This window comes from Acinetobacter sp. AR_0276 (assembly GCF_003000705.1).
GTDB classification, from domain to species: Bacteria; Pseudomonadota; Gammaproteobacteria; order Pseudomonadales; family Moraxellaceae; genus Acinetobacter; species Acinetobacter nosocomialis.
The window spans coordinates 2,653,888-2,665,639 of sequence record NZ_PSQO01000004.1 but is presented as its reverse complement, the minus strand read 5'-3'; the positions used below and the strand labels follow the sequence as shown (position 1 = coordinate 2,665,639).

Below are 11,752 nucleotides of genomic sequence, written 5' to 3'. Positions count from 1 at the left end.
ACGAATGCAAATCCAATCACATTCAAAAATTAAATTTTAAAAAAGTGGCGATATCTCCACTTTTATTTATTAGTTAAAAGCACCATTTCTCGGCACAATGCTAAAGTTACTATTTAAACGTCCACCAGTAATTGCAAGTTCACCTAAACGTGCACCCGCCCCTGTTGAAGGTGGATAGAAATTAATATCTTTAACACGTAAAGCACCATCAATATTCTTATCAGGGTTAAAGTACACTGCGGTATTTACACCCACTTTGCCTAGTCCGCTCGCACTGTCTTTTCCAACAACTAATGCTGTATTGAACGCAAGCTTTCCAGTCATGTTCTCCAGACCAATTGCAGAGCCATCAATCGGGTCACTAATTTGAACTGAGTTTCCGGTTGCTGTGGCAGGCATTGTAAAATCACCCAAAACAGTGAGCGCACTACCATCGGCAATTGAACTGTTTGGCACTATTGATAAATTAAGATCTCCGCCTAAACGCAGTTTTAAACCAAATAAAACATCGTTATTTCGAGCAAAGTTATCAATTGGTGAGGTACAAGATCCTGTTGCCGGACAAGTCTTATATTTAGCCCCAGGTAAATAACCCGCTGCAATTTCAGTTGATAAGGCAAGTAACATATCTTTTAAACCGATATTTAAACTGCCATTTTCTAAACCGATAGTCCCATTACCTTTTAAGAACATATCGATATTACGTAAGCCCATATAGTAGTCGGTAGGATTACCCGCATTATTGGCATTTGGAGAACCATCAATTAATAAAATTGAAGTTGTTTTTGTACCGCCTGAATCACGTCCTGTTGTGCCAACAGCAACACCAAATCCTAAACGCGAAGTCGTTCCCGAGGTACCTACAACATTCTGAACAGGTCTACCATTAGCATCTTTTGTATAGTAAAAAGCACTATTCGCTGGTGCATCTACCCCATAAACTGCGGCATTGGCATTTAAGTTATAAAAAGGTAAAGCCAAGCCCCATTGGTTACTTAAGCCATTATCTACAAATTGATTAGCAGCAGCGACATTGGCACTGGTAGTAAAGCGACCACGTCTAGAAAATGCCTGAAACTCTGCTCCACGCATCGCAAGAATTAGACTAAATGGATTAGCCACCGTATCCCGGTGAATATTATGTTGATAATCGGCAGCAGTTGTTAAAGTGCCAGATCCTAAACGAATTGCATTTAACGTTGCGTTATTCGGCATTAATAAGGTTTTTGTATCAGCAAGATTTAGATAAATATTCCCGCTATCAAAGTAACCACGTGTAGCTGAGTTCAGCCCAGTTAAATTACCAAACTCAAAACCATAAGCATTCAGCCCTGCCCCACCAATTTCTAAAGTCGTGGCTTTGCCATCGGCGCCTAGCATAGAATCGTTATCTTTAGTGAACTCACCTTTCATACGAAAGGCAATTCCAGTATTACCCAAAATACTATTACTTGAGGTGGTGCCTGAGGCAGTATTTGCTGTACCTAAGGTTGTCGCGTCCGAAGAGCCATCCATACCACGGACTTGTAAATAACTATTTACCATACGTCCGCTTGCGCCTACACGAATTAAACCTTTTGAATTTTGCGGTGTATTCGTAGCATCTAGCCCATAAGGATTGGTTTTATCTACATTAGAACTGAGCATTACTTCAATGTTCAGACCTGAATTCGTCACTTTGCCATTGCTATCAACATAGGTACCTGCCGTTAAACCCGAAGCTGAGTCTGCCACCCGATTAAAGTCGACATAGCCATATGTACTATTTGGTGTTTGTCCTATAGCAGCCACATTTGACCCAGTATTAGTTTGTAAAACTAAGCCACGGATAGGGTCAATAAACATGACACCTTTACCCACAAAATTAAAGTTAAAATTCTTTAAAATTAGTTGGTTGAGTTGACTACGAGCATCTAACTGTCCTAAATAAATATTTGCGTTATTTATACCCAATGTCATATTTGACTGGCTATTTGGAGTAAACAGGCCATCTTGAGTAGTCAATGCTAGATTTAAAGGTGATGTTGTTTGGATAGCCAACTGCCCTAACGTAGGTGAGCATGTAGCAGAACTATTACAAACCTTCACGCTATTTACCGTAATGAGGGATGGACTACTTTGCATAGAAAAATCGACCCCAGCTTTACCTGTAGTCGTATTACTCCCCACATCTAAACGGTAGTTCGTTCCTAAAGCTTGTGTAGAGGCATTACTTTTTTGTATTTTTACACCACTCGCTTGAGCTCTTAAAACCTGATCAGCACTTGTTGGCGTGCCCGCATGATCATCCCAATAAGCATTATCAACATTAATTTCGTTGAAAGTCGTTTGAATTGAGATCCCATCTTGACCATTGACTGCACTCAAATCGGCATCGGTTAACGCTTCTAAAGCAAAAACTTGTCCACTCACTAACAACATGCTGGCTGTTAATGTATTTAAAATAAACTTTGAGCCGTGACTTTCTTTATTTTTGTTCATCACTTCAGTTCCTTTGAAATCTACATTAACCGTTAACAACGGGGATGGCTACCATCACAGCTAAACACCATGACTTTTCCTTGAATAGCCAAGTTGCCGTTCATCATTAAACCCATAAAACCTGTTTCACGTCCATAGTCATAGGCTGAAGGCGTTGCTGTGGCCACTTGCTGAGTCGCACTGTTTGCAGTTGCAGCATACGTTGGTTTTTTGAAATATGCATAATCATACATATTCGTACTCGAGCCTTGGGTCGTTGTTGAACTTGTAAAGTTATCTTGCTCAATGGATAAAGCATTAAAACCAAAATTACGAATTAAAATTGGTTGTGCAGCACTAAAACTTAGTTGAATAGCAGGTTTTATAATTTCGGTATTGGTTTTATCGAGATACTTCAAATCAGCACCATCCAAACCCATTTTTTGGATGTTTAAAGTTCCTTGTACACCTTTAAACACCAACCAAAGCTTATTACCACTATCACTATTTTCAGCCCAACCACTTGGTTTAGTCGCGTCTGCTTGCACAAAGCGTTTATTAATTGCTAAACCAATGTGGCAGAACTCTACGTTTTCACAAACGCCGCCACTACCATTATCAAATATACCGTTACTGGTCTGGTTTAAATTAAGCATTAAAGACAAATCAGCACCAGCTTGACCATTAATCGCCTGTAAAGCGTCGTTGTCCAAAGTTTGTAATTCTGCATGACTCGCAGTTGCACAAAGAGTAAGGAGTAAAGCAGTTATTTTTTTCATCGCATTATTCTCCTCTTATAGACCCTTTGTGGTGAGTTTTAAATGCTGAATGAGCAAGCCATCCACCACAGCAGAACCTAAATTATTGAGAGGAGTAATGTTATTTAATGCAGGTGCCTGATTGGTAGTTGGAATCACATAGCCTGTGGTACCGTTACTACTACCAATTAAATCGTTGACCACAGCATTTCTTGATGTGAGCCATGGAATAGAAGAGTTACTCCAGTCACGGTTTGAAACCGTTCCATACATTGGAGTTGAACCTGATGTACTCGTACATCCTAATGCACCAGAACACTTCGCTGCGTCAGCTGGTTTAGCAGTTGGATTTGTAATCACCCAAGTACCTGTACCTTGGTTATATTCCCACTGATATAAATATCCTAATGTTTTATAACCACAGTTGGAATTAAACAAACCACAACTATATTCTTGGTTCCATATTTGAGTATTTTGTTGTCTTTGTTTAAAACGGACTTCTGTCATAGATGCCGAGGTCGTTCCAGATACAGAGTTGGTCAGTGAAACTAGACTACCAGCGGAAGTTCCAGAAACTTGTGTTCCTGTTGAAATTAAACGACCAAAGGAAACCCCAATTGCGCCTTCACTTGTATTTGCTAACAAAGTTTTTCCATTATCAGGGCTGTAAACTGTCCCAATTGCGATACTACTGTGTGTTGGATTAGCACATGAATAAACGTTACAGGTAGATCCTTTGTAAGTCGTGTCGGCACCAGTGTAGTCCGTATAAATCTGCTTATATATTTCTGGCTTATTGGCAATTCGTGCAATTTCTATACTAAAGTTTTTACCATCAGAACCCAAAATAAGGGGTTGATATAAATTACCTAACACTAAGTTAATATTGGGATTATAGAGATATAAGCCTTCAGTATCTGCAAATTTCGGTGCTATAGCACCTGTCGAATCCAACGCTGGTGTATATAAGTTATTTGACGCATTCGGTGAGTCAGAGGTTTCACAAGTACTCAATCGTAAAACTTTACTTGTATCGTTAAAGGCGCTTCGAGTCTTACTTGATGTCTTTGTATCTGTTCTAGTACGATTTTCTACATAATAGCGACAGCCACGTGATGTACTGAAACTTCCTGTACTGCTATTACCACAGTCGCCACTACTGCTTGTACTTAATGTTGAATTTGCACCAGCATGTACTGTTTGCCAACCATTATTGGTGCTCGACGCATAGGTTTGGGTTTGGCTCGTAACATTCTCAGTCACAATACTTGTATCTTTACTATCACCCGTATTTAAGCGAACTAAGCCAGACATGCCTAAAGTATTGTTATAAAAAGGACTCATTCCACCAGCAGAGGTTGCCCCACCTAGTGTTTGAAACATACTAATCTGGCTACCATTAAGACTAAAGCCATTTAGAATACCTTGTAATCGCAAACGGTTAGCACGACTTGTATCAATACTGGTACCAATTAATCCATTACTATCGCCATATTGGAATTGTGCTAAAGAGCCATTTGTCGTTGCCACAATATTAGGATTCCGTACAAATGCATCTGCCCATAAACCTAATTTTAAATTATATGCGTCTGCACCCTCTGCACCATCAATAGTAGGTTGATATAAAGGAGCCTCTAAAGATAAATACGTAACAGGATAACCACCGCTATCTGTAGTACTAAAGTTAGGAACATTGTTGACAGTTTTTACTTTGAATACCCATGGGTTCGCACCTGTTCCCCAGCTTGAAATCGCGGCTGCTGTTGCAGTATTAGCAATACGTGAGTTTGCATCACCGTCCGATTTGGAAAGTGCTAAACCATAAAGAAAGATATCAGCTTTACCTACTGCTTTATCTTCTGGCCCAACAGTACCATTACCACTAGTATCAGCAGCTGCAACACTTAAGGGGCCTACAGGTACATAGTTAATGTAACCTGTATCTTTACTACGATCGGTAATTATTTGATTTACAGATTCATTGGGACCAGCACCACGGAATACCATAAATGCGTTTTGGGGTAATATTGCAATACCTTCGCCTGTAGTTTCACTTAAACCGGCATCAGAAAGCTCTTCAAGAGCAAAGCTCGATTGACTTAAACAGAGGCCAATTAAACTTGCTAAAACGGTTTTTCGAAAACCGACCGTATAATTAAGTGTAGTCATCGTGACCTTCCTGTTTTATACGATGCCGCGCACCATATTTCTTTTTCTTTAACAGTCCTTGAGGTGTGATGAAATTATTTCCTTTTCCATCTCACAAGGGGCAAACTTCAAAATTGCCAACCTTTCCACATTTCCATTATGCTGAATATTTATTCAAATGCAAAATTAAATCAGCAAAAATACATTTTTCCGATGAATGAAAAATGATTCAAGTAATGATCTTAATCAGCAGAATTTTAGAGAACCATAACAGTTAGCTGAGAAATTTTGTTTTTGTAAAACCACATTAGTTAAGCTCATAGAAGCAGGTGTTTTACCTGCTAAATCAACATTTCCAATAGGAAGATTACCAGCTAAGCAACTTAATGCCAGTGGCCCACATGCCACAGGATTACTATTAAGGTACGAGCTGACTTGCCCTAAAGCATCATTAATAGTAGCTAGAGCAATATCAACACTACCTGTAGGAGTAATTTGGCCAATATCAATCGGGTTTGTAAGCTCTAACCACCATCCAGTTTGGGCAGTCGATGCAGCTTCTGGCCACAATATATTCACACCTTGTACAGATAAATAACCAGCAGAACCATTTAGTTGTGCAGCATGGAAATAGCCCAAACTTTGTTTAATTGCTACATTTACATCTAAATTATTTACGGTACCAGTCACGTTACCGGAAATCGGAACAGGAATACCTAGTAATGAAGCAGTTGCATCTAAAGTCCCTGTAACTGCAATTCCTCCGACCCTTGCAGTCGCATTTAAATTGGCTGTATTTATACGTTTACCCGTAATAATTTGCTGACCCATAGATAGAGTTCCACTACCAGCCCCCAAATTCAGATTATAATCGGTAGATGTAAATGGAAGAGTTGCTACATTCCCTATAAATTGTGCTCGTCCTGTAATTGCTGTGCCAGTCTCATCTTGGGTAATACCATAGTAAGGATTGGTAGTTACCGTGCCTCCTGTTGGTTTAGTCACTAAGTAACCACTCAAAGAGTTAATACCACTCGCCGCATCACCATTTTGTAAACCAAAAGTGAGTAAACCCGAAAGTGATTTGGCACTTAAGCGGAAACCTTGTATTTCACGTGTAGAAGCTGAATTTGGGTTTTTAACAGCGAACTCTAAAAATGGATTGGTAATAACGGCGGAGGACGCAGCTCGTTCCGCACTAGTACTATCGACAGTGCCGCCACTTAGGCTCAAATAATCGATATCAATATCACAAGCCCCTGCTCCATTAACACCACCACAACCTAATTGTAATTTTTTAATGTTGGCATTCAGTTCTAACTGGGCATCTAGGGCAAGTCGATAAAAGCCCATGTTTCCGTTAGTACTTGAGTTACTTGCAGCATCGGTAGGTGCGATATAAGACATACTCATCAAGGCTTGGCCACGAGTAGCTGACAACTCAGCATCTGACATTGGAACTAAGGTAGAACCAGCATAAGCTGAAGAAAAGCATAAACTTCCAAGCGCTAGAATAGCTAAATGAAGAGACTTAAACTGTCGCATGACCGACCTCCGTATCCTTGGGGGCATAATCTAATTTAATTTCTTTTTATTTGGCTTTCCTTTCTTTAATCTAATCTTAAATTGAATAAAACAAAGAAATGCCTATAGCTGATTTTTATGATTTAAGTCCATTTAAATTGTGTGATACAACTCAAAGAAACAAATCAATTATTGATCATTTTATATCATTTTTTACAAAAGAAAACGTTCATTTATAAATATTCCGATGAATGCCACTTTCTTTATTTTTCAACAAAAATAGGCCACTTCAAGTGACCCATTTTTTAGAATTTAATCTACGTTAGAACAACTTAGGTTTTAGGAAGTGTAACACCAGTTTGTCCTTGGTATTTACCACCACGATCTTTATAAGATGTTTCACAAACTTCATCGCTTTCAAAGAACAACATTTGTGCAACACCTTCACCCGCATAAATACGTGCAGGTAAGTTCGTAGTATTCGAAAACTCTAAAGTAACGTGACCTTCCCACTCTGGTTCCAAAGGCGTCACGTTTACAATAATTCCGCAACGTGCATAAGTTGATTTACCCAAGCATACAGTTAAAACATTACGTGGAATGCGGAAATATTCAATTGTGCGCGCCAAGGCAAATGAGTTTGGCGGAATAATACAAACGTCAGACTCAATATCGATAAAACTTTTTTCATCGAAATTTTTCGGATCAACAATTGCAGAATGTACGTTGGTGAAAACTTTAAATTCACGTGCACAGCGTACGTCATAACCATAGCTAGAGACCCCGTACGAAATCAATTTTTCGCCATTCTTATCAAAACGGACTTGATTCTCTGCATAAGGTTCAATCATGCCGTGTTTTTCGCTCATTTCGCGAATCCAACGATCAGACTTAATAGCCATGTATTTTCTATCCAAAAGGTAATTTCATTGATTGCGACGTACTTTAACGTAAAAAAGCAATTATGAAAACAACGCTTGAGCTACTCTTCTCGATAAGAATAGCTCAGCAAGACTTTTAAAGGTTTAATAACGCAGAATAGCTAATCGGAATTGAGAAACTAACTAAAACTAGTGAGGCTGTTTTTTGTAAATTCGTCTGATTTAACCAACTTACTTTATTAGCTGCCAAGATTGATCCTAAAAAAATCCAAAATAAAGCAATCGGTGTAATTAAAGCCAAATAAGCCAGCATATGAATGAGATAAATATGAAAATCAGTCCATGCTGTAACAGGAAAAATTGCAGAAGCAAAAAGTAATGCTTTAGGGTTCAATAGAGTTGCACAAAACAATTCACGTGGTCGAATAGTTGGCTGATCTAACTCAAATTGTTGATTTGCTGTATGCCATAACTTAATCGCTAAAAAAATAATGTAACAAGCACTGAGCAATTTAAGCATAGGAGGTAAGAAAGGAAGTGTTGCAGAAACTTTCCCGATTAACATGCCCCAAGCGGAAATCGAAATAATATATCCAAGAACTTCTGCCGGAATTAATTTCGCAGACTTCTTAAGACCTACCTGTACTCCTGACGATGCGAGTAAAGTATTGGTTGGGCCTGGGGTAAGTAAAATTGTGGCAACTAAGCCAATAAAAAGCCATGAAATCATTGAATGACCTCACAATGTAGTCATCTCAGATTAATAGATATCTTTTATGAAGGCAAAATCTAATTGTAAGACGATTTTTTAAAACACTAACACGGTAAAAGTAAATATTATTATTAAACAAATAGATACAAGAAAGTAAAGAAGCTTAAGCTAAAAAACTTTAGAGTCAGTTGTCGAGCTTTGCGTGCCAAATTGTATTAAGTAATATAAGTATTTTTATTTTAAATCTATTTTTAAGTTGAAAAGATCTATAATGAATTATTACAGCAGTAAGTTTAATTTTTAAGCTTTTAATAAGTTTCAATTAATATATTGTTTTTTTGTGTTTATATGAGTCACCAGACTCTACTATTCTATGATTATGGCAAAGCAATTTTTTCAGTCTTGGCTTCCTTCTCCAGAGAAAGTTTCAAATATGAAATTTTTAAGGATTTTTGGGCAAAAAACCCTTAATCCAGTGCTTTGGTATGTCAACCGTAAATCGATTACAAGAGCGGTTTTTGTAGGAACATTTTTTGGTTTACTGCCTATTCCATTTCATAGCGTTTTTATTGTGATGGCCGTATTGCTGTTTGAGGTGAATTTACCCATCAGCCTAATGCTTGCTTGGCTTAGTAACCCTCTCACATTAGTTCCTATTTTATATGTTGGATTCTGGTTTGGTTCGCATATTTATCATGTACATATGATCAATAAAAAGATGCTCCTAGGCGTACTTCATCAGATTTCTAGATGGATTACTCATTTTGGTCATGGTCATATAGATTTCAGCCTCGCTAAAATTTTAATGACCGGGCTTATAGTTGAAGCTTTTGTCTTTGCAATCATACTGTACATAGTGACTGAAGTTTTCTGGCGTTGGATGGTCATCCGAAATTGGAAAAGTAGACCTGGTCATAAAAGACAAGAAGATGTCCTATAAGAACCCATCTTCTTGCCTATAGTTAAATTATTATTTTGGTAGTTTAGATTTCATATATTCTTCTGCCACATTAAGCACATAGTCTTGGCAAGCCTCTCCTGTACCAGGATCATATGCTCCATTATTAGTAATATTATTAGATAAAATCCGAATTCCTAAGAAAGGAACATTAAACTGACTTGCGATTTGTGCAACAGATGCTGCTTCCATTTCCTCAACAGAAGTACCATAACGCTGATGGAAAAATTGAATTCGGTCAAGCTCATTATTCCACACATCTGCCGAGCCAATCGTTCCTTCGACTACCTCACCTTTATCATAACGGACTTTATGCGCCGCCATTAATAGCTCTTGATCACCTTCAAATTTGCGTATTGCGATCGGTTCTGGGTCAGATTCATCTGTTGGCAAAACATCAAAGGCCTCAACCCATGTAAGTGAGTTTGAACCGCCACCTAATGGCTGTTTAGGTGTTCTAAACGCACCAATATTGGTTGCATATTTTCCTAAAACAATGTCATAAACGTGTAGATCTGGGTCATGACCACCTGCCGTCCCCTGATTAATAATTGCAATCGGCTTATAGCGCTCAATTGCCAAAGCTGTTGCAGCAGCAGAGTTACTCATGCCCATGCGTGTTTTAGAAATCACCATTGGGTAACCATTGTAAGTTCCTTTCCAGAATGTCCACCCACCTACTGTTTCAACAGTCACATTCTGTAATTTAGAAGCCATCTGTTTTGACTCTACAGGTAAGGCGCCTTGAATAATAATCGGCTGTAATTTCTGTTTTTGCTCTTCAACTGGCGTTGTTTGGGACACTGTTGAATGATCGTCGTTGCATCCAACCAAAAATAAAGCGCTACATAAACTGATAACGCCAAAAGTATATTTAAATTGCATTTCTCACCTATTTCTTTTTAAAAGCGTAAAGTAGCAATCTATATGCCAATTTCAAGTTCAGCTTTGTTATTTAGATTCAGTAATTTAATTTTTTCTTTTAACCAACCAATAAAAAACCCAGCTTAAAGCTGGGTCAGTTGAATCAAAAGATTCGTTTATCATCACGCGTGCGTTGAGGAATTTTTTCAATTTGTTGCCACACAGCTTTCGCAATATCAATGTAGCTATCGGCTGCGTCATCCATTGCTATAACACTTGGTTTACCCTCATCAGCATGTTCACGTATTTGAGCATTTAAAGGCAAACGACCTAATAAGGGAATATGGTATTGCTCGGAAAGCTTATCACCACCACCAATGCCGAAAATTTGTTCTTCATGTCCACAATTTGAGCAAATATGAGTCGACATATTTTCAACTACACCCAATACAGGTATGCCAACTTTATTAAACAGTTCAATTCCTTTGGTCGCATCCAGTAAAGCAACATTTTGTGGTGTAGTGACAATAATTGACCCTGTAACCGGAATACGCTGTGCAAGCGTAAGTTGAATATCACCGGTACCCGGCGGCATATCAATCATGAGTACATCTAAATCTGGCCAAAGTGTTTGGTTAAACAATTGCATTAAAGCACCGGTTGCTTTTGGTCCACGCCATGCAACAGGAGTATTGTTGTCACCTGTTAAATGTCCAATAGAAAGCACAGCCATACCATATGCTTCCAAAGGTACAAAGTTTTCACTTTCAATAAGAGGTGTTTTGCCTGCATTACCCAGCATAGTTGGAATACTTGGGCCATAGATATCGGCATCTAATACCCCAACCTTAAGCCCCATTTTCTGTAAGGCAAGTGCTAAATTGACAGTAGTTGTTGACTTACCAACTCCACCTTTCCCAGATGAAACTAAAATGACGTTTTTAATCCGAGGATGAAGTGGAACATCTCTTTGTTGTGGAGCAGCTTTTTGAATCGGAGGATTGTTTGGATCAGGTTCAGATTTAGGTGAGGCATCAAGCACAGGAGGTAAGTTCGCACTTTCTTTAGGTGCTTTAGATGAGCAGCCTTGGCCTGAACTTTCTTGAGCAGGACGCTTTTGTTGAACTACATGTAAGTTAAGTTCTTCAATACCACACTTTTGTAAAGCTCCAGCCAAATCATCATGAATTTGTTGCAAATACTCTTTTTCATCTGGAAAGGTATTAATGGTGAGCTGTAAAACTCGGCCTTGTACCTGAAGCTGACTAATGCGCTCTTTTAAGGCATCTTTTGAATGGGGTAGTAAATAGTTTTGGAGTACGGTTTGGATTTCATCTTCTTTCACTTCTTGTGCGGGTGAAAAAACGGACTTTAATGAAGAAAGCCAAGACATATTGTTTACTCCAAAACAGATCATTACAGCTTGTTGGAGCTAGTGTAACAGTAT

Annotated in this window: 9 protein-coding genes; 1 reads left to right on the top strand and 8 read right to left on the bottom strand. The window is 38.5% G+C overall.

The annotated features are described in order from the left end of the window. Window positions 1-69 precede the first annotated feature (69 nt). The 6 genes from CSB87_RS13590 to CSB87_RS13560 form a co-directional block, all read right to left on the bottom strand. Window positions 70-2,481, bottom strand: a complete 2,412-nt coding sequence (locus tag CSB87_RS13590) for a DUF6160 family protein (protein ID WP_004888564.1) — start codon at window positions 2,479-2,481, stop codon at window positions 70-72. 32 nt (window positions 2,482-2,513) lie between these two features. After that, a complete protein-coding gene (locus CSB87_RS13585; RefSeq protein ID WP_004888567.1) occupies window positions 2,514-3,239 on the bottom strand; it encodes a DUF6160 family protein in 726 nt (241 codons plus the stop codon). Between the two features lie 15 nt (window positions 3,240-3,254). After that, window positions 3,255-5,387: a hypothetical protein gene (locus tag CSB87_RS13580; protein WP_004888571.1), complete on the bottom strand. Its 2,133-nt coding sequence runs from the start codon at window positions 5,385-5,387 to the stop codon at window positions 3,255-3,257. A 225-nt stretch (window positions 5,388-5,612) separates the two neighbouring features. Further along, window positions 5,613-6,911, bottom strand: coding sequence for a hypothetical protein (locus tag CSB87_RS13575; RefSeq protein ID WP_004888573.1), 1,299 nt, complete (start codon window positions 6,909-6,911; stop codon window positions 5,613-5,615). Window positions 6,912-7,222: 311 nt separating this feature from the next. After that, window positions 7,223-7,792, bottom strand: coding sequence for a dCTP deaminase (gene dcd, locus CSB87_RS13565; RefSeq protein WP_000985728.1), 570 nt, complete (start codon window positions 7,790-7,792; stop codon window positions 7,223-7,225). A gap of 115 nt (window positions 7,793-7,907) precedes the next feature. Beyond that, a complete protein-coding gene (locus CSB87_RS13560) occupies window positions 7,908-8,501 on the bottom strand; it encodes a LysE family translocator (protein WP_004888576.1) in 594 nt (197 codons plus the stop codon). Window positions 8,502-8,856: 355 nt separating this feature from the next. Here CSB87_RS13560 and CSB87_RS13555 point away from each other — a divergent pair, with 355 nt between their 5' ends. Further along, complete coding sequence (locus tag CSB87_RS13555) at window positions 8,857-9,423, top strand: DUF2062 domain-containing protein (RefSeq protein ID WP_004888579.1); 567 nt, start codon at window positions 8,857-8,859, stop codon at window positions 9,421-9,423. Between the two features lie 30 nt (window positions 9,424-9,453). On the opposite strand, the gene CSB87_RS13550 is transcribed toward CSB87_RS13555, so the two are convergent. Together CSB87_RS13550 and apbC are read right to left on the bottom strand one after the other, a co-directional pair. Then, the gene (locus CSB87_RS13550; protein WP_004888582.1) at window positions 9,454-10,326 is read right to left on the bottom strand and encodes a 5'-methylthioadenosine/S-adenosylhomocysteine nucleosidase; all 873 of its coding nucleotides are present in this window, start codon (window positions 10,324-10,326) and stop codon (window positions 9,454-9,456) included. Between the two features lie 142 nt (window positions 10,327-10,468). Then, entirely contained in the window at window positions 10,469-11,698 is a 1,230-nt protein-coding gene (apbC, locus tag CSB87_RS13545) for an iron-sulfur cluster carrier protein ApbC (protein ID WP_004888584.1), read from the bottom strand. Window positions 11,699-11,752 lie beyond the last annotated feature (54 nt).

Coding starts and splice junctions, on each gene's coding strand:
- CSB87_RS13585 (WP_004888567.1), bottom strand. CDS start 3,239: ATGAAAAAAATAACTGCTTTACTCCTTACTCTTTGTGCAACTGCGAGT.
- CSB87_RS13575 (WP_004888573.1), bottom strand. CDS start 6,911: ATGCGACAGTTTAAGTCTCTTCATTTAGCTATTCTAGCGCTTGGAAGT.
- CSB87_RS13560 (WP_004888576.1), bottom strand. CDS start 8,501: ATGATTTCATGGCTTTTTATTGGCTTAGTTGCCACAATTTTACTTACC.
- CSB87_RS13590 (WP_004888564.1), bottom strand. CDS start 2,481: ATGAACAAAAATAAAGAAAGTCACGGCTCAAAGTTTATTTTAAATACA.
- CSB87_RS13555 (WP_004888579.1), top strand. CDS start 8,857: ATGATTATGGCAAAGCAATTTTTTCAGTCTTGGCTTCCTTCTCCAGAG.
- dcd (WP_000985728.1), bottom strand. CDS start 7,792: ATGGCTATTAAGTCTGATCGTTGGATTCGCGAAATGAGCGAAAAACAC.
- CSB87_RS13550 (WP_004888582.1), bottom strand. CDS start 10,326: ATGCAATTTAAATATACTTTTGGCGTTATCAGTTTATGTAGCGCTTTA.
- CSB87_RS13580 (WP_004888571.1), bottom strand. CDS start 5,387: ATGACTACACTTAATTATACGGTCGGTTTTCGAAAAACCGTTTTAGCA.
- apbC (WP_004888584.1), bottom strand. CDS start 11,698: ATGTCTTGGCTTTCTTCATTAAAGTCCGTTTTTTCACCCGCACAAGAA.